We start from the raw sequence: 17,317 nt of genomic DNA, 5'->3' as shown, positions 1-17,317 counted from the left end.
TGTGGCTGAAAGGAGGGAAGTAACCGATGGATGAGATTATGGATCAGTTAAATCAGGTAATCGAAGAACGAGTTCTGGAGCTGAAGAGAAAAAGTGAAGAGGACAAGGTTCCCGCTTATTGCACAGAGACCAAGGAACATGTCCTCCGCATGGATCGAATTCTCAATAGCCTTTCAGAGGATGACCGGCAATGGTTGGATGACCAGCTTATGGCTAAAATGGATATACCGGAACAGGAGCGTTTGAGGTATTATAAGGCGGGTCTTGCAGATGCCATTGAACTAATCCATTATTTAAGAACCTGATGAAACGAGATCGGGCGGCTGTGTGAGCAGCCGCCTGATTTGCTTTCTGAAAGAAAAAGGAGATTTGAAATGAGAAATACTACGATCAATGTCAGTTTTAACACAGAAAAATTGGATGCGTTAAAGTTCCACATGGAAAAAAGGGACACCGATCTTCAGGGGGAATTAAATGATACAGTACAGAAACTGTATGAAAAATATGTCCCGCAGGCTACCCGTGAATATATTGATGACAAGGTGGCAAGAGAAATATCCACCAGAGAACGTACCCGTAGAGCTGATCGGACTGTAAGACGGGAGGAGTCCCAGCTGGAAGAATCAGAAATCGTATGATAACCAGAATAAAGAAAACGGAATCCCCAGTCATCCATGACATCCCCGTGTAGCCCCCTGTGTGCCCCTGTGTCGGGCTTTGGACAGCTAGGTGGCATCGTGGTACCCATACGAGGATTTTAAGCGGTGTTGGGCAAATGTGAGAGAAGGTTATGGAAACAGCAAGAACACGGGGGATATGGGATTCCTGAGTGGTTGGCAGGGTCGAAACGTGTGCAGGTTAAAGGGGGTATGCTGCTTTTGGCAGCCTACCCCTGGAAAACACCGACCGGCAAAGCCGTTCGGGAAATCTGGTTTGAATACTTTTGGAAAAGGCGGTCGAAAGAATGGTGCTGGATTTTTGAAAGTGGCAGGATTTTGGAGGAAATGAGAGAGATTTTGTGAATACCTGGTAAGGAGGGAACGATGGGGAGCGAAAATGCGAAAGTCCGTGTTGGGATTTATATTGAAAAAGCTATATTAGAACAGGCAGACGGGTTGTTGGAGACTGCCAATGTGCGTTCCAGAAACGAATTTGTAGCAGAAGCACTTAAATTCTATATGGGGTATCTTCTTGCAGGAAAAGCAGAAAATTATTTTTTGCAGTCACTGGCTTCTGTGCTTACGGGAACCGTTCAGGATAGTGAGAACCGTCTGGCCAGGATGGACTTTAAGATAGCAGTGGAATTGTCCAAGCTCTCACAGGTAATTGCCTACACCCATGATGTGGATGAAGAATCTTTAAACAGGCTGCACGTAAAATGTGTTGATGAAGTGAGACGGATCAATGGAACTGTGAAGTTTGAAGATGCGTATCATTATCAAAAGCGGGATGTGTAGATATTGTTGGAAAGGAAACGATGGAAAGAGAATTTATTTGTACTTCCCTCTAGTTGTGTGATGAATTTTCAGAAGAGATAAAAAATAGATTTGTCCTTTACGATGCAATAACTCATCGATTATAATATACTAAGAAATGAATCGAGGTGTAGAATTTTGAATGAGAGAGAACAAATCATTCAACTATGGTTCAAAATGTGGCTTACACAACAGGATCTTGGTATGGATGACATTTTTGCGGAAGACGTGATTTATACTGAAAGCTGGAGTCCAAAATATAATAACCGTCAAGTTGTAAAACATTGGTTTAATGAATGGAATACACGTGGCAAGGTGATGGAGTGGAAGATCAAGCAGTTCTTTCATAAAGATAACCAGACGGTTGTAGAGTGGTATTTTAAAAATGAAATGAATAATGGGAATATAGAGGAATTTGACGGAATGTCCTTGATTGTATGGACAGCAGATAATAAAATAAAATCATTAAAGGAGTTTGGATGTAACTTAAACAATTATAATCCTTATGAGGATAGTGATACGCCTAAATTTAGAGATGAAAAGACTAGTTGGTTTTAATCAGAAACAGAAAAATTATATGTGTTAATCTGGCCGAGGAGGCTTGATTATAAAAGTAAAGATAAAAACGCAACGTATGCAGTGATGCATACCAGAGCCGGTAGGTAGCCCGGCCGTCCTGCATATTAGGGTAAGTAACCTGCCCCTCCGGGTTGTCCATTCTTTGCTCATTTCAATCATTAAGGAGGGATTGCCATGAGTATAAGGACAGGCAAGCTGACAGTGTTTTTTGAGGAACCATTTTGGGTAGGTATTTTTGAGAGAGTTGAAAATGGGAAACTTTCCGTTTCCAAAGTAACATTTGGAACTGAACCAAAGGACTATGAGATTTGGGAGTTTGTGCTAAAGGAATATGATCGTTTGCAATTTAGTCCATCTGTGGAGGTTACTGCAAAGGAACTAACAAAAAACCCAAAGAAGCTCCAGCGTGAAATTCATAAACAAATGTTGGATAGGGGCGTTGGAACAAAATCTCAGCAAGCACTAAAGCTGCAGCAGGAACAAAGGAAACAGCAGCGTAAGTCTAAAAGCCGGGAAGACAAATTGGCAGAAGAGAAAAAAATGTTTGATTTAAAACAAAAAAAGAAAAAAGAGAAACATCGAGGGCATTAAGAATGTAATGTATTCTTACACAAAATTTGGTTTGAGGTAAACGATGGCATCAAGTAAAAATTATTTACAATTTGTTTTAGAGCAGCTGTCCGAGTTGGATGAAATTACATATCGGACGATGATGGGAGAGTTTATTATTTATTATCGTGGCAAGATTGTAGGAGGCATTTATGATGACAGACTGCTTGTAAAACCCACAAAGTCAGCAATTGCCTATATGACAGATCCGGTATATGAAGTACCTTATGAGGGAGCAAAAGAGATGCTGCTGGTAGAGGAGGTTGATCAGAAAGAATTTTTGACAGGACTGTTCCACGCGATGTATGATGAACTGCCGCTGCCCAAACCCAAAAAGAAAAAATAGGTATTGCGAAGGGAAAACAAATAAATGGACAAGGCAATTTTGTATATACATGGTAAAGGTGGAAATCCGAAAGAGGCAGAGTATTATAAAGCGCTCTTTGAAGAATATGATGTAATTGGTTTTGACTATTCCTCACAGTCACCTTGGGAAGCGAAAAAAGAGTTCCCCAGATTGTTTGATAACCTATGCGGAACATATGAAACGGTAACAGTGATTGCGAACAGCATTGGTGCTTTCTTTGCTATGAGTGCTTTGGCAGACAGCAAAATAGAGAAGGCATACTTTATTTCTCCGGTTGTAGACATGGAAAGATTGATTCGGAATATGATGCAGTGGGCGAATGTGACCGAAGATGACTTGCAGAAACAGAAAGAAATCCCGACATCCTTTGGGGAAACACTTTCCTGGGCTTATCTTTGTTATGTGAGGGAGCATCCTGTTACCTGGACTGTTCCAACGCACATTCTGTATGGAGAAAAGGATAACCTGACATCGTATGAAACAATAGCTGAGTTTGCAGATAGAATCGGAGCAACACTTACAGTTATGGAAAACGGGGAGCACTGGTTTCATACGAAAGAGCAGATGGACTTTCTTTCTGACTGGATCAAGCAATGTACATGATATGTTCAAATATTGAAACTATGTAACGGAAGAAGATGTGATAAAAAGTAAAAGGAGCCATGGTGTGTGATAAGCCATAGGTTCCTTTTTGCTTTCTAAAAAGGAGTAACATGACAAAACTTATTTTTACTTCCCGATATTTAAAAGATGCAAAACCATCTCAGAAAGAAAATTATGTCCATTACATTGGAACGCGGAAAGGGGTAGAGAAAATTGATACAAGTAAAAAGCACCTCCCAGCAACGGTGAGTCAAAAGAAGTTAGTGCATCAGCTCCTGCAGGATTTTCCGGCGACAAAAGAAATGCTGGAGTATGAAGATTATCAAAGAAAACCAACAATCGAAAATGCCTCGGAATTTATTTTCTGTGCATTGGAACAAAATCTTGATATAGCAGCGACGCGAAAAAATTATGTGGATTATCTGGCGCATCGTCCCCGTGTAGAAAAGATTGGTGAGCATGGTCTGTTTACAGATGAGGGAGAACCGGTGGTTCTTGGACAGGTGCAGAATCAAGTGGCAGATCACAAGGGAATTGTGTGGACCCATGTGATTTCCCTTCGGCGCGAGGATGCAGCCCGGTTAGGGTATGACAGTGCTGTTCAGTGGATGGCATTGCTGCGTTCCAAACGGGCAATGCTGTGTAAGCATATGAAAATTGACAGCGCCAATCTGAAATGGTACGCTGCATTTCATAATGAAAGCCATCATCCCCATGTTCATCTATTGGTGTACTCAGTAAAAGATGGAGAAGGGTATCTGACAAAGCAGTCGATTGAGGCCATGCGTTCTGAGCTGGCGCATGATATTTTCCGTCAGGATTTTGCAAATATTTATGAGGAACAGGCGCAGTCTCGTATGGATTTAAAGGAACGGTCGGAAGTTGTAATGAAGACATGGATAGATGAAATACGGGCGGGGACGCTTAAGAGTTCGGAAATTGAAACCAGTATGATGCAGCTTTCTAAACGGCTGCAGAATACAGGTGGGAAAAAGGTTTATGGCTACCTGAAGAGAGATGTGAAGGATCTGGTCGATCACATCGTAGACGAGTTGGAGAAAGATGACCGGGTGTCTGCCCTGTACCGGGAATGGGGGCTATGGCAGGATGAGATTGTGAAGACCTACCGAAAACAGACGGAAGAATTACCGCCTTTATCAAAACAGCCTAAATTAAAAAGTATCAAAAATATGGTGATTGCAGAAGCATTGAGGCTTGGCAGTCATCATTTTTTGTTTGAAGAGAATGAAGATGGATACTCAGAACCAAAGGACGATTTTTTTATACAAGAACCAAATCCGGTAGCAGAGCTGACAGGGGAACTAGATTCGGACTATGCGGAGGAGGAACTCAAGCAAGAGCTTTTTCCTAATGGCAGAAAAGAAAAATCCAGTTCCAACTGGTGGACAGATGGATATATACAGGCTAGGAATTATTTGTATGGCAGCGATTCTACATTACAGGATTTTGAAAAGGCATATCAGAAGTTCCTTCAGGAAGCAGAGCAGGGGAATGGGTTTGCCATGCACGACCTTGGCCGGATGTTTGCGGATGGCTTGGGACGGGATGCGGATGTTGGGCTGGCACAGAAATGGTATGAGAAAGCATTGGAAGCATTTCTTGTAAGAGAAGAATCCGTAAAGAAAAAGGAGAAACCCTATCTGCAATATCGTATTGGGAAAATGTATGCTTCTGGTTTGGGAGCAGAACAAAATTATGAAAAGGCGGCACACTGGTTTTCTCAGGCGGCTGCAATGGATCATAAGTATGCCCAGTATTCGCTGGCTGGGCTTTACCGGCGGGGCCGGGGGGTGGAGCAAAATGATATACGGGCGTTTTCTCTATATATGAGTTCAGCAGAGCAGGGAAATCCTTATGCCAGCCTGGAACTGGCGAAGATGTATAGGGATGGTTTGGGTACAGAGCCGGATTTACAGCAGGCAGAGTGGAGATTTCAGAATGCGTATTCCGGTTTTGTGGTTCTGGAAGAAAAAAGTCATGATGATAAACTCCAGTACCGGATTGGTCAGATGCTTCATACTGGAACGGGAACCAGCAAAGATGATGAGGGGGCGGCCAGGTATTGGGAAAAGTCTGCAAAGCTGGGGAATATCAATGCTCAGTATGCACTTGGAACACTCTGGCTGGAAACGGGAAGTGGAGACAGCGGCCAGGCAGTGGAATGGCTTACAAAAGCAGCAAATGCAGAGCACTCAGCTGCCCAGTATGTGTTGGGGAAATTATACCAGGATGGTGTGTATTTTAATAAAGATATGGATCAGGCCATGAAATGGTTCCGCTCTGCAGCGGAACTTGGAAATGAATATGCTGCATATCGGATGGGATGTTTGTTGCTTTTGGGGGAGGAAATACCGAAGGATGTGGAAGCGGCTGTGAAGTGGCTCAGCCTGTCAGCGGAAAAAGGAAATCCGTATGCGCAGTATCGGCTTGGAATGCTATATCTCAAGGGGGAAGAGTATTCTCCTCAAGTGGAAGTGGCAATGAAATGGCTTCAACAGGCAGCGGAGCAGAAAAATGAATGGGCCTTTTATCAGTTAGGGAAGTTATATCTTTCAGGAGAACATGTAACGAAAAATGTGGAAACAGCAGTACATTACCTAGGACTATGTGCGGAAAAAGGAAACCAGTATGCCCAGTATGTATTGGGAAAGTTATATCTCTGTGGCAGAGATGTTTCCCGTGATCGGGAAAAGGCAGTGGAATATCTGACAGCATCGGCAGAACAAGGAAATCTGTATGCCAGTTTTTTACTGGAACATCTGGATGCATATCAGGATCCATCCTTGTTTCTGGCAGCAACCAGACTGCTTCATCATCTGGAAAAGCTGTTTTGCGAAGAAGTACAGAGACCAATGGAAATGAAGCGGTATCAGATTGACCGGAAACGACGCAGGAAACTGTTAGAGAAAAAGCAGGCTCAAGGACATCATAGGGAGGATCAGGAGCCGGCACAAGGTATTTATTGACGAAGGAGGATGGCATGGGAGAATTTGTTTATTTTACGGAAGAACAGAAACAGAGGGCCAATGCGGTGGATCTGGAAGATTTTCTTTCCAGGCAGGGGGAAAAGCTGCTTCGTTCTGGAAGAGAAAAGCGCCTGGCCAGTGATCACAGTATTACAGTGAGGGGAAATCGATGGTATGATCACGCGACAGAAAAGGGAGGCTGTGCCATTGACTTTGTGCGGATGTTTTATAACCAGAGCTTTCCGGACGCAGTTACAATGCTGCTTGGCGGAGAACAGGGAGTTGCATACCGGGAAAGCGTGAATCAGCAACTAGAACCGAAAAAGCCATTCGTACTTCCAGAGGCGAACCAGACCATGCACCGTGCTTTTGCGTATCTGATAAAGACAAGGTGTGTGGATCCTAAAGTAGTATCTGTATTTGCAGGAAAACACATGATTTATGAAGATGTCAAATATCATAATGTTGTGTTTGTGGGTTTTGATTCAGATGGAATTCCACGCCATGCACATAAAAGGGGAACCTGTCAGAAGGGACAACCATTTAAGGGGAATGTAGAAGGATGTGATCCAAGGTACAGTTTTCGTTGGATTGGGAAGAGTAATACCGTGTATGTATTTGAGGCACCGATTGATATGCTGTCTTTTATTTCCATGTATCAAAAGGGGTGGATGGATCATAGTTATGTGGCACTCTGTGGGGTGGCAGAACATGCGTTGATGCAGCTTTTGAATGATGCACCGCACATCTCCCAAATTGCTTTATGTCTGGATCATGATAAGGCGGGAATCCAGGCAAGGGAACGGATAAAGAAAAACCTGTCTGAGCGGGGATACCATATGGTATTCTCGCTTTTTTCAAATCTTAAGGATTGGAATGAGGATCTTCAAGAACTGAAGAAGCCACCGCCGGAATATATGAATAGACAGCAGACAGTTATACAGATGATGTGAGAGGAGGGGAGTAGGATACAGGGAGTCATTATATTTATTTGTATAGGTTTGGGGATGTTCGCTGTAATCGGCAGTCTGGTAATGATATCAAATCATTATACCTTAAACGGAATTAAATCGAGAACGGTAGGAGACGGGCAGTATGGAACTGCACGGTTTGCAACGGAAAAGGAAATACGGGAAACGTATGCACATGTACCATATGAACCGGAACAATGGAGAGCAGGAAAGCATCTACCAAAAGAGCAGGGGCTGGTAGTTGGATGCAAAAAGAAAGGAAATTCCATTTCAGCACTGGTAGACAGTGGAGATATTCACTGTCTCATGATCGGGGCAGCAGGAGTGGGTAAGACCGCAAACTTCTTATACCCCAATATCGAATATGCCTGTGCTTCAGGAATGAGTTTCCTCACCACAGACACGAAGGGCGATCTGTTTCGTAATTATGCAGGTATAGCCAAGGAATATTATGGCTATCGGATTTCCATTCTGGATTTACGAAATCCCACCCGTTCTGATGGCAACAATATCCTGACGCTGGTTAATAAATACATGGATGAGTATTTAAAGAATCCTGAAAATCTGGCAGCAAAGGCAAGAGCAGAGAAGTATGCGAAAATTACAGCTAAAACAATTATCTGCTCTGAAGGGGCTTCTGCCAGCAGTTATGGACAAAATGCTTTTTTCTATGATGCAGCAGAAGGTTTGCTGACTTCTGTGATTCTGTTGATTGCAGAGTATTGCCCGCCAGAGAAACGCCATATCATTTCTGTGTTCAAGCTGATTCAGGATCTTCTGGCGCCATCCCCCGTGAAGAACCGGAGCCTGTTCCAGTTACTTATGGATAAGCTGCCACCTACTCACAAGGCGAAGTGGTTTGCAGGAGCAGCTTTAAATTCTGCGGATCAGGCAATGGCCTCTGTGCTATCCACAACAATGTCCAGATTGAATGCGTTTCTGGATTCTGAGATGGAACAGATCCTGTGCTTTGAGAGTACTTTGGACACGGAAACATTCTGTAGGGAAAAGTCAGCAATTTTTATTGTGCTGCCGGAAGAAGATAACACGAAGTATTTTATGGTATCCCTGTTTTTACAACAGCTTTACCGGGAAATGTTGACGATTGCAGATGAACATGGAGGAAAGCTGCCCAACAGAGTCATGATGTTTGCAGATGAAATCGGAACCATACCAAAAATTGAATCCATGGAGATGATGTTTTCCGCAGGCCGTTCAAGACGGATCAGCATGGTTCCTATCATTCAAAGCTTTGCGCAGTTGGAAAAGAATTATGGAAAAGAAGGTTCCAGTATTATCATCGATAACTGCCAGGATATTTTGTTTGGAGGTTTTGCACCAAACTCAGAGAGCGCAGAAATCTTATCAAAAGCATTGGGAAACAGAACGGTGTTGTCTGGTTCTATATCCAGAGGAAAAAATGACCCCAGCCAGAGCCTGCAAATGATGAGCAGACCATTAATGGCGCCGGAGGAGTTAAAGACCTTGCCAAAAGGGAATTTCATTCTTGCTAAGACAGGGGTATGCCCTATGAAGACAAGACTTCCTTTGTTTTTAAAATGGGGTATCCGGTTTGAGGAGGTTTATGAAGTCCCGGAACAGGCAGCAAGAGAGGTTGTATATGCTGACCGATTGGAATTGGAGGAGGAAATAGTAAGGCGGTCTGATTTTGATGAGGAAGACTTATGGAGGGGATCTGTTGAAAGCGGAAAGTTGGAGGAGGCTTCTTTTTTAGGGGGAAAGGCTCATGGAGAGACAGCGAAGGAAAAACAGCATAAGGCAGCTACTCGAAGACTACCTCTTAGAACTGATTAGCAGAGAGGAGAACAGATGGCTTATTTTTCTAAAATTTATTCTTCAGATCTGCCTCATCGGGCTAAAGCTGTGTATATGTATTTGAAAGACCGGAGTAATACAGACGGACAATGCTATCCTGCGATTGGTACTATCGCAAAGGAATTAAACCTATCACGGAGAACTGTAGAGCGGGCGATTCAGGATCTGGTAAAGGCTGGGCTTATAAAAAAGGAACAGAGGTGGCGTGAAAACGGAGGAAAAAGCAGTCTTTTGTATACGCTGATAGACAGCAGCTAAAAGATACGCCACCAAGGGATCAGTTTGTTTTCTTGGTGGCATATGGGATATGGCAATATGACATATGAAGAGAAGGTATCACTTGAAGAAATATAATAATCAGAGAAAAAATTAGACAGTTATCTATAAAAAAAGAAGGTGAGTGTGAGGTTAATGCGTATCAATTTTTGGTGAATATAAAACAACTTAGGGTAAGAAAAATATTCCCGAATAAAACAATATGTGGTATAATAAAAGACAATGCTATGTGAATAAAAAGGGTGTTGCGATGAATCAATATATTGGACAGCAATTTGCTGCTTTAAGATACGAAAAAAATATTTTGGTTGTTGAAGAAACTACATCTGCTGGTGGATGCGGCTCCTTCAACGCGGCTTCTTCATGTCCTGCGTCAGCCTGTCTTTATGACAGTGCGGCGTGGGGCTTTTTTATTGCCTGAAAGGAGTATGAGAACATGAGTCTGAAATATACCTGCCCCAGCTGTGGAACCCCCTTGGGTTATGAGGGATTGTGTTGGAAATGTAAGTGCGAGCAAGAACGGCAAGCTGCTCTTGCCTGGACGCCGGAACAAATCACGAAGAAACAGAAAAACCTGATCCAGAACATCCAGAGGCTGGCTGATATGGAGGACCCGGAGTTCACCGACTTTTGGCAGTTGCTTGGCTACCATGATGCCATCACCCCGGAGATTCAGCGAGTGGCACTGGCCGCAGAGGTGTTCTGGCCGTGTGAAATCTATTATCACGCTCCCGCCGATGTGCGGGATGGTCTGATCCATGCGCTGTTGTCTGCGGAATATTCCAGCGCGGCTTCCAACCTGATGAGTTGCCTTGCTATGCAGGGAGATGACAAGGCAATGGAGACGCTGCTGGAGCTGGAGCGAAATCCCCGGCCCTGGCGCAAGGGCCTCTATGTGGACCCATCCAGCTATGCGCAGATCGGAGGCTGGACCTTCAACAAGGAGGGCCAGAAAATCCAACTCAACTTCGACACTTGCTATCCTATGGTCAAAGGAACCACCGATGAGAAATCTCCCGTCCGCATTGGCCGGGCAAGGGAGGACACATGCCCCCACTGTGGCGGGCGCATGGTGGACATGCTGGTATTGGACGGCCGGGATGAGCGGCTCCGGTTCCTGGGACTGGACGGCATCTTGACCGCCACCTGCTGCCCCAGCTGTGTGGGATTTCTCAAAGGCCCCGCCTTCAACCGGTTCACCCTGGATGGCGGCGTGGAGGTCTTCCCCTCCGAACTCTTTGACGGGGCGGAGAAGACGGATTGCTATGTCAGTTCCGAGGACTACAAGGCCCTCACGGAAAATCCCTTTGTGCTGGGCGAAGCGCCTGTGCCCCTGTTTTACGGCGCGGCCTGCCAGGATGTGAACACCATCGGCGGCTTTGCCAACTGGGTGCAGGACGCGGAATATACCACCTGCCCCCACTGCGGCAAACCCATGAAGTATCTGGCTCAGATCCAGTGGGATACGGTGTTTGATTGTGCGGAGGGCACGCTCTATGTGGAGTTCTGCTCGGACTGCCAGATCGTATCCATGCAGCACCAGCAGACCTGAGAGGAGACCTTGCCATGAGCTTACCAAAGCGTGACGGCGTACATGACCGCTACTATCTGATCCACAAGCCGGACACCTCCCCGGAGGTGCTGGCAGAGGCGGATCTCTGCATTCAGGATGTGCTGAATGGCACCGCCCGTGAAAATCACTCCGCCTACCCGACCGTAGTGCGAAATCACAACGGGACACCGTTTCTTCCCGATCAACTGCTGGAGCGGTATCTGACCGGTCTGCCGTTGAAGGAATTTCCCTGCGATGTTGCTGTTTCCCTATGCGATGCCATGCGGCGGCTGGTTGGCTGGGAAGAGATCCGCTATACATTGGAGAAGTACATAGAAAAGCAGGTGCAGGAGCGGTTCTTCCTTGTGGGAGAGCGGGATGATGGCTTTACCGTCTTCCCGCCCTGTACAGTACTGCCAGAATTGCATCCGGAGGATGTGGATGAAGGTCTGCTGCGCTTTGCCTGCTATGTGGCGATCTGCCATACGGTGTATGGGCAGAGTTTTGAATCCCTCACCACTGAACACATCCTTGGCCTGGTTTCCCAGATTCGTCCTGACATGGTAAAGGAACTGAAAACCAATGGTAGCGGCAAATTGCCGCCTAATATCCAAAAGCGGAAAACAAAGCACCTGACCGCCTCGGCTAACGACGCTTTCGCCACCATCCGCATTACCGCCAAGGACTGCGGCGAGGGGGCCTGTGAGGAGGCTCTCAGCTATCTGATTGAGATTTTGGAGCAGCCGGAGTTCCCCCGCAGCTACTCCATCGAGTTTCGCGGACCAGAGAAGATCTACCTGCCCATCCCCGGCCTGCCCAAGAAGGGTGTCCATCAGCTTTTTGCCTGTGCGGTGCGGTATCCCCGTCTCCATGTCCGGATGGAGAATTATGCTCGGCTGGCCATGCAGGAGGACGAGTGGTACAACAACCTCTCTGATGAGTCCTGCGCCATGCCTGGCACCTTTGCCGTGTTTGCCCTGGGACTGGAAGGGCCGAAGTGGTGGCGGCTGGTGTGCGATTACCTGGATCGCTGTGATGACGAGCACTCCTCTTTGCAAGAAAAGTTTATTCACACCTTTTTTAAGAAGTACGGGTTTACTGCTCAGTCCCTGCCGGTGCTGGTCCACGGTGTCCAGTCCATGCAGAATCTGAAGCCCGCAAAGGAGTTCCGCACCCTGATCGCCAATGAGGAGAGCCTGGATGCGCTACTGGAGATCAAGGGGCATCTGGAATATTACCTGTCGGAAGAATCCGGCAGCAACAAAAGGGCGCTGGCCTACCTGTGGCGTGATGTGCTCTGGGCCATCTGGGGCACAGCCTCTGAAAACGGCGGCAGCAAGGTCATCAAGACGGCGCCCAAGGAACTGAAAGAGAAATACCAGCAGGTATTTGCGTGAGGAGGAAGTAGAATGAACAGCGAACAGGTCACAGCATTTTTGCAAGAGCATTGGTATATTGCCTCGGTGCTCATCGGGGCCGTGATTTTAATTGGAGCGATCCGCAACTGGAACTGGCTCTGCAATCCCACTGGTACGCGAGATGCCCACCGCCACAGCAGAGGATACCGGCGGGTGGTGTTCTTCCTGCTGGGTGTCCTCCTGATCGTAGTGAGCATCTGGGGATTTGTACTGAAATTGAAATAGGAGGAGAAAGACTATGATGACTGAGAAATATCCCACCTGGCTCACCGGCCATGTGAAAGAGTGGGCGGAGAAGCGTTTGCCCACCGTGACACTCTGTTCCACCACCGGCAATGAACTGCTGGAGGTTTGGTATTACGGAGATCTGCTCACGGTGAAAGGAGAGCCCCAATCCTATATTGTAGATGGCTCTCCGGCTCCCGGACTGGTGGCAGCCCGTGATCCGGAGAGCGGCGAGGAGTTCGTCATCTTTGACGGTGGACGGCATGGCTACGACAATATGTTTTGCGATGAACATAATCCATCTGAATTGGAACACCGTCCCCTCAAGCGGTACGAAATCCCTGCCTCCAAACTGGTGCTGGAGCTGGGTTACAGTATCGACTATGAAGACGAAAAAGAAGACTTCGACCCGGACGAGGCAGATACTGTGGAACTAATCAACGGTGAGCGTATACCTTGGGAGCAGGTCAAGCGGGATGGCATCGACTATATCGCCCTTTACTATGTGAATGAGAAAGGAAAACCCGTCCAGATACTGGACGCGGAATTGGCATGAGTATGGTAATTCAATCCTTTGACAATCTGCACGACAACCGAGTCCTGCGCTACTGCGCTGACTTTGAAGCCCATACCCTGCACATGGATACCCAGACCGAGGCCGGAGAGAAAGTATCCGTTCGCTTCACCGGCCTGCTGGCCCACTGGTTTGAAAATGTGATTCAGGACAACATCCTCTTTGGTATGGAAGAGATTACCGTGGATGGGTTTTTCCAGCAGTACAAAGACCTGCTGGGCGGGACTATCTCTTACGGCTTTCCCGCCTGCTGCAGTATCGAGGAACTGCGGAAGCGCATGGAACGGGAGCACATCCGGGTATTTGTCATCGACTCATCCCTTGGACTGTGCGGATTTGTACTGGCTCAGGAGGTGGAACTGCAATGTCCATAACTGCCTATAAAGTAGAAGCCGTCGGTCATGACCGAACCGGAGAAGACTATGGCTATGTAAATATCATGTACCGCTATGGCAATAAGCAGTCTTGTCCTCGGCCAGATCAATGTGAAAAGCTGGAGGTCATGTGGGCGGATGAGAGCGTCTATGGGCCGCCTGCTCCCGGCAGCAAGGTGGGCGACTTTATAAAGACATGGCTGATGGGCTCCTGGGACTGCGGAGTATTCACCCACCGGGAGATTGCCCAGCGGCTCATGGATACCTTCACCGGTCTGAAGCTCAAGGAACTGGCGTGGTTTGAGAACCCCAGAGAAAAGACTCTGAAAAATGGTAAACCGCGTGCGCGCCGGGCCAAGTGGCTACCGGAGCGAGAGGTCGATCTGGTGTATCTCTACTCCGATTACTATATTGACGCAAGAGAACCTGCTTCTGCCCAAACCGACTTCTTCACCGTCACAAGGATGGACGCCTGGGGCGAGAGCACTTGATTCATGTGTACCCCGGAGGCCGCCGAGAAGCTGATCGCTATGAATTACGACAATCTGGCCGTCAAGGAAACCACCATTGTGGGATAGGAGAAAAATGAATGATGACTTTGGAACAACTGCCCCCCAAGGGCGTAAAGCGAGAACAGGCCATTTTGGAGCTGGGCAAGGATGAAGTAAACGCCGAACTGCTGTTCCAGCTTGTGAATACAGAAAAGGGCAAGTACAAAACGGCTGCTCAGAAGGCCTTGGCGCATCTGGAGTATGCCCCTGCTGCCCCACTGTGGGCCAAGTTGGTCAAGGGTAAATGGATGGGCAGCAATATCATGTCGGATGCCTGTTCCGACTGTGTATCGGAGCAGATCGCCCCAGTTATTCTGAAGACTCTCTCCAAGCTGCTGGACGAGGGGGACACAAAGCCGCTGGATATAGAACAACTGAACTTCTGTTTCCATTTGATGTTGGGGAAAGCCTCGCCTAAAATGCTGGAGGTCTACCGCTTCCTGGCGGAAAACACCCAGCGGATCGCCCAGCTGAAACGCACGCCTGTTTATTCTGATGATGATTGTACCTCCTGGTGGATCACGGACGGGCTTCGCATTTGGGATGCCACACCCAAGGAAAAAGAGAAAATTCCCGCTGTGGTGCTGACCGCCTCCCTGATCCGCAACCCGGATGAGCGACTGCAAGCATTGGCTGATGAGCTGAATGAACGCTACGGCGGCAACTGGCTGATGCCGGTCTTTATGAAGGCGATCATCACCCAGCCCAAGGAGCAGGTGTACGAGACCTATTCGCCCCTTCTGGATACGCCGCAAAAAGGCTATTTGTTCCATGCGCTGGGAATGCTCCATTACCGCTGTTATCCGGAAGGCTGGACCTATGAACGCCTGGGGCCGGATGGAATGATCGCTCTGATTTTCTGGGGGAATTATAGCTATGGAACCTATGACACAAGGTTTATGATTGAACGCTATGTGGATCTGGATGAGCGGTGGCTCTTTGATTTGGCCAAGGACCCGGAGGGCCGCAAACCTACGGTGACATGGCAGACCTACAACCGGAGCGGTGTGCTATATGGAAGCTACGACGAAATGTTCATCAGCCTGCTGCCCCGCAAGGTAGAAAACCCGGAACTGAAGAGCATTCTGCGGGACTACTTCCGTATTCGCAGCGAAAAAGTAAAAGTGGAAGAAAGTATTACTGTTTACAAAGATGCTGCTGAGCGGTTCGGGGATGAATGAGTACAAGACGAGAAAGCGGGTGCCTTATGTACCAAATTGCATATATTGGCCGCTGGGAGACCCTCCCGGAAACGGCTGCCGCCATCTGTGACCATGACACTCCCAAGTTGGAGGCGTTGCTCCAAGGCGGGCTGGATTTGGGTGCTCCTATCCAGCTCAGCGAATACATCAAGCTGATGCCATTGGAAATCGCGGTTTTTCGGAACGATGTGCCTATGATTCACTTCCTGCTGGAGCATGGAGCTGATCCCGGTCTGGCAGAGGAACAGCCCCTGCTGCTCACCGCTGCCCGCTGTTGTGGGCCGGAGGTGGTCACCCTCTTTGCTGGACAGGCCGTAAAACTCAGCCCGAAGCAGAAAGAGCGTGCCTTCCAGGAAGTACGCTGGGGCAAGCGCCCGGAGAATATCCCGGTGCTGGAGCAAGCCGGGATCACAGTGGACAAGTTTGGCGGCGAGGCATTTCGGGCCGCTGTGTCTGATGGAGAGGCCAAACTTGCCAAACTCCTGCTGGAAAAAGGTGCAGACATCAATTACCACAAGCCGGACATGGTGTTCCCTTATGCTTCCACCCCTGTCACCGAGGCCGCCCGCTCCAACGATTTCCCTATGGTGCGCTGGCTCGTGGAACAGGGGGCCGACATCACCATTGCCGACAAATACGGCGACCGGCCTTACACCGTGGCGGTGCAGAACAAAAATCAGGAGCTGGCCGACTACTTAAAAGCCCTGGAACCGGAGGACTGGCACAATGAGCAGGAAAAGATCCGGCAGCTCATGCCCTATAAACTGCCCGCCAAGCTGGTGGAATACTTGAAGACCGGCCCCCTGCGTTTGGAATTCCCGGAGCAGGAGTGGGTGAAATGGGCGGAGCTGTACGCCTACATGGATGTGCAGGAGATGACCTGGAAACGAAAAAGGCTGCTCTCCCTCATGGCGGCCATGGACAATTACAGCGACTACCTGCTGCTGTGGAGCCCCAGGGACAAAAAGCTGTGGTATCTGGACATCGAGCACAAGGAGTTCCATCCCCTGGCCAAATGGGAGGAATTTATCGCTGATCCCGGAAAATATCTCAATGGAATGATCGAGGGCGAGTTTGAGGAATAAGGAGCAAACCGATGACATCAATAGATTTTTTGAACAAAGTACATAAAATCCTGGATTCGCAGGAATACAACCTCTCTTACTCTCCGGCCAAGTCCAAGAATTATATGCTGTACTGCAATGGCAACTTCATCGGTGGCCCGTTCGATGAGGCGCTGTGCTTCGTCTACGCCGACAGTGTGAGTGAACTGCTGGGGCAGCCGGAACCCGTCTACCGCGGCTACTCCAGCACCGCCCAGCACAGGATGCTGGTGATCCCGGAGGAACATTGGGCGAAGGCGCTGAAATTGCTCTATACCGAGAAATTTGACTGGAGCCGGTTGGTGTACGACATCACCTACACCAGCATTGGAGCAGCAGTGGTGGAGGACTTCTACGACGAGAATGTGGTATTCCTGCGCTTCTGCTTTGAAAAGGAGCTGCTGAAAAAGAACCCTCTGGACCGGTATGACCGTATCCTGCGGATGGTCTATCTCAATCAGGACTTGACAAATACCGGTAAGAATTTGTTTCCTGAGTTGCTGGACAAGTTCCTTGCTTTTTATGATCGGAAAGGAAAGACCAGTCTGGAAACCATGCTGAAACGGTGGTACACCCAGCTTGAAAAGGAATACCACAATCATATAGAGGGATGAG

Annotated in this window: 21 protein-coding genes; all 21 read left to right on the top strand. The window is 47.7% G+C overall.

Features of this window, described 5'->3' with window-relative positions:
* Positions 1-26 precede the first annotated feature (26 nt).
* Positions 27-305: a chemotaxis protein gene (locus tag LK416_09940; GenBank protein UEA73981.1), complete on the top strand. Its 279-nt coding sequence runs from the start codon at positions 27-29 to the stop codon at positions 303-305.
* Between the two features lie 69 nt (positions 306-374).
* A complete protein-coding gene (locus LK416_09935; GenBank protein ID UEA73980.1) occupies positions 375-638 on the top strand; it encodes a DUF6103 family protein in 264 nt (87 codons plus the stop codon).
* A 405-nt stretch (positions 639-1,043) separates the two neighbouring features.
* A complete protein-coding gene (locus LK416_09930; GenBank protein ID UEA73979.1) occupies positions 1,044-1,457 on the top strand; it encodes a hypothetical protein in 414 nt (137 codons plus the stop codon).
* A 156-nt stretch (positions 1,458-1,613) separates the two neighbouring features.
* Positions 1,614-2,033, top strand: a complete 420-nt coding sequence (locus LK416_09925; GenBank protein UEA73978.1) for a nuclear transport factor 2 family protein — start codon at positions 1,614-1,616, stop codon at positions 2,031-2,033.
* Positions 2,034-2,228: 195 nt separating this feature from the next.
* Positions 2,229-2,645, top strand: a complete 417-nt coding sequence (locus LK416_09920) for a YjdF family protein (protein ID UEA73977.1) — start codon at positions 2,229-2,231, stop codon at positions 2,643-2,645.
* Between the two features lie 43 nt (positions 2,646-2,688).
* Positions 2,689-3,009, top strand: a complete 321-nt coding sequence (locus LK416_09915) for a TfoX/Sxy family protein (GenBank protein UEA73976.1) — start codon at positions 2,689-2,691, stop codon at positions 3,007-3,009.
* Between the two features lie 24 nt (positions 3,010-3,033).
* Entirely contained in the window at positions 3,034-3,633 is a 600-nt protein-coding gene (locus LK416_09910) for an alpha/beta hydrolase (GenBank protein ID UEA73975.1), read from the top strand.
* Positions 3,634-3,743: 110 nt separating this feature from the next.
* Positions 3,744-6,620: a relaxase MobL gene (mobL, locus tag LK416_09905; protein UEA73974.1), complete on the top strand. Its 2,877-nt coding sequence runs from the start codon at positions 3,744-3,746 to the stop codon at positions 6,618-6,620.
* 14 nt (positions 6,621-6,634) lie between these two features.
* The gene (locus tag LK416_09900) at positions 6,635-7,573 is read left to right on the top strand and encodes a DUF3991 and toprim domain-containing protein (GenBank protein UEA73973.1); all 939 of its coding nucleotides are present in this window, start codon (positions 6,635-6,637) and stop codon (positions 7,571-7,573) included.
* Between the two features lie 54 nt (positions 7,574-7,627).
* Positions 7,628-9,406 carry a type IV secretory system conjugative DNA transfer family protein gene (locus tag LK416_09895; protein UEA73972.1) on the top strand — a complete coding sequence of 593 codons (1,779 nt, stop codon included), beginning with the start codon at positions 7,628-7,630 and terminating at the stop codon, positions 9,404-9,406.
* Positions 9,407-9,421: 15 nt separating this feature from the next.
* Entirely contained in the window at positions 9,422-9,685 is a 264-nt protein-coding gene (locus tag LK416_09890) for a helix-turn-helix domain-containing protein (protein UEA73971.1), read from the top strand.
* A 247-nt stretch (positions 9,686-9,932) separates the two neighbouring features.
* Positions 9,933-10,124 (top strand): hypothetical protein, encoded by a 192-nt coding sequence (locus tag LK416_09885; GenBank protein UEA73970.1) that lies wholly within the window; start codon positions 9,933-9,935, stop codon positions 10,122-10,124.
* Positions 10,125-10,139: 15 nt separating this feature from the next.
* The gene (locus LK416_09880; protein UEA73969.1) at positions 10,140-11,255 is read left to right on the top strand and encodes a hypothetical protein; all 1,116 of its coding nucleotides are present in this window, start codon (positions 10,140-10,142) and stop codon (positions 11,253-11,255) included.
* Positions 11,256-11,269: 14 nt separating this feature from the next.
* On the top strand, positions 11,270-12,652 hold the full coding sequence (locus tag LK416_09875) for a DUF6138 family protein (GenBank protein ID UEA73968.1): 1,383 nt from the start codon (positions 11,270-11,272) through the stop codon (positions 12,650-12,652).
* 12 nt (positions 12,653-12,664) lie between these two features.
* A complete protein-coding gene (locus LK416_09870; protein ID UEA73967.1) occupies positions 12,665-12,898 on the top strand; it encodes an immunity 17 family protein in 234 nt (77 codons plus the stop codon).
* Positions 12,899-12,911: 13 nt separating this feature from the next.
* The gene (locus tag LK416_09865; GenBank protein UEA73966.1) at positions 12,912-13,454 is read left to right on the top strand and encodes a hypothetical protein; all 543 of its coding nucleotides are present in this window, start codon (positions 12,912-12,914) and stop codon (positions 13,452-13,454) included.
* Positions 13,451-13,846, top strand: coding sequence for a hypothetical protein (locus tag LK416_09860; GenBank protein UEA73965.1), 396 nt, complete (start codon positions 13,451-13,453; stop codon positions 13,844-13,846). Before LK416_09865 ends, LK416_09860 begins: the two co-directional genes overlap by 4 nt.
* Positions 13,837-14,337 (top strand): hypothetical protein, encoded by a 501-nt coding sequence (locus LK416_09855; protein ID UEA73964.1) that lies wholly within the window; start codon positions 13,837-13,839, stop codon positions 14,335-14,337. The genes LK416_09860 and LK416_09855 overlap by 10 nt, the downstream gene beginning before the upstream one ends.
* 98 nt (positions 14,338-14,435) lie before the next feature.
* Positions 14,436-15,578, top strand: coding sequence for a hypothetical protein (locus LK416_09850; protein ID UEA73963.1), 1,143 nt, complete (start codon positions 14,436-14,438; stop codon positions 15,576-15,578).
* A gap of 26 nt (positions 15,579-15,604) precedes the next feature.
* The gene (locus tag LK416_09845; protein ID UEA73962.1) at positions 15,605-16,684 is read left to right on the top strand and encodes an ankyrin repeat domain-containing protein; all 1,080 of its coding nucleotides are present in this window, start codon (positions 15,605-15,607) and stop codon (positions 16,682-16,684) included.
* Positions 16,685-16,695: 11 nt separating this feature from the next.
* Positions 16,696-17,316 carry a hypothetical protein gene (locus LK416_09840; protein ID UEA73961.1) on the top strand — a complete coding sequence of 207 codons (621 nt, stop codon included), beginning with the start codon at positions 16,696-16,698 and terminating at the stop codon, positions 17,314-17,316.
* Position 17,317: the final 1 nt, after the last annotated feature.

It is taken from the genome of Lachnospiraceae bacterium GAM79 (assembly GCA_020735665.1).
Lineage (GTDB): Bacteria > Bacillota > Clostridia > Lachnospirales > Lachnospiraceae > Coprococcus.
The sequence above is the reverse complement of the archived record's forward strand: the minus strand, read 5'-3'. Positions and strand labels throughout refer to the sequence as shown.

Excerpts from the sequence above, each read along its gene's own strand:
- LK416_09940 (UEA73981.1), top strand. The coding sequence starts at position 27 with ATGGATGAGATTATGGATCAGTTAAATCAGGTAATCGAAGAACGAGTT.
- LK416_09935 (UEA73980.1), top strand. The coding sequence starts at position 375 with ATGAGAAATACTACGATCAATGTCAGTTTTAACACAGAAAAATTGGAT.
- LK416_09930 (UEA73979.1), top strand. The coding sequence starts at position 1,044 with ATGGGGAGCGAAAATGCGAAAGTCCGTGTTGGGATTTATATTGAAAAA.
- LK416_09920 (UEA73977.1), top strand. The coding sequence starts at position 2,229 with ATGAGTATAAGGACAGGCAAGCTGACAGTGTTTTTTGAGGAACCATTT.
- LK416_09915 (UEA73976.1), top strand. The coding sequence starts at position 2,689 with ATGGCATCAAGTAAAAATTATTTACAATTTGTTTTAGAGCAGCTGTCC.
- LK416_09910 (UEA73975.1), top strand. The coding sequence starts at position 3,034 with ATGGACAAGGCAATTTTGTATATACATGGTAAAGGTGGAAATCCGAAA.
- mobL (UEA73974.1), top strand. The coding sequence starts at position 3,744 with ATGACAAAACTTATTTTTACTTCCCGATATTTAAAAGATGCAAAACCA.
- LK416_09900 (UEA73973.1), top strand. The coding sequence starts at position 6,635 with ATGGGAGAATTTGTTTATTTTACGGAAGAACAGAAACAGAGGGCCAAT.
- LK416_09895 (UEA73972.1), top strand. The coding sequence starts at position 7,628 with ATGTTCGCTGTAATCGGCAGTCTGGTAATGATATCAAATCATTATACC.
- LK416_09890 (UEA73971.1), top strand. The coding sequence starts at position 9,422 with ATGGCTTATTTTTCTAAAATTTATTCTTCAGATCTGCCTCATCGGGCT.
- LK416_09880 (UEA73969.1), top strand. The coding sequence starts at position 10,140 with ATGAGTCTGAAATATACCTGCCCCAGCTGTGGAACCCCCTTGGGTTAT.
- LK416_09875 (UEA73968.1), top strand. The coding sequence starts at position 11,270 with ATGAGCTTACCAAAGCGTGACGGCGTACATGACCGCTACTATCTGATC.
- LK416_09870 (UEA73967.1), top strand. The coding sequence starts at position 12,665 with ATGAACAGCGAACAGGTCACAGCATTTTTGCAAGAGCATTGGTATATT.
- LK416_09865 (UEA73966.1), top strand. The coding sequence starts at position 12,912 with ATGATGACTGAGAAATATCCCACCTGGCTCACCGGCCATGTGAAAGAG.
- LK416_09860 (UEA73965.1), top strand. The coding sequence starts at position 13,451 with ATGAGTATGGTAATTCAATCCTTTGACAATCTGCACGACAACCGAGTC.
- LK416_09855 (UEA73964.1), top strand. The coding sequence starts at position 13,837 with ATGTCCATAACTGCCTATAAAGTAGAAGCCGTCGGTCATGACCGAACC.
- LK416_09850 (UEA73963.1), top strand. The coding sequence starts at position 14,436 with ATGATGACTTTGGAACAACTGCCCCCCAAGGGCGTAAAGCGAGAACAG.
- LK416_09845 (UEA73962.1), top strand. The coding sequence starts at position 15,605 with ATGTACCAAATTGCATATATTGGCCGCTGGGAGACCCTCCCGGAAACG.
- LK416_09840 (UEA73961.1), top strand. The coding sequence starts at position 16,696 with ATGACATCAATAGATTTTTTGAACAAAGTACATAAAATCCTGGATTCG.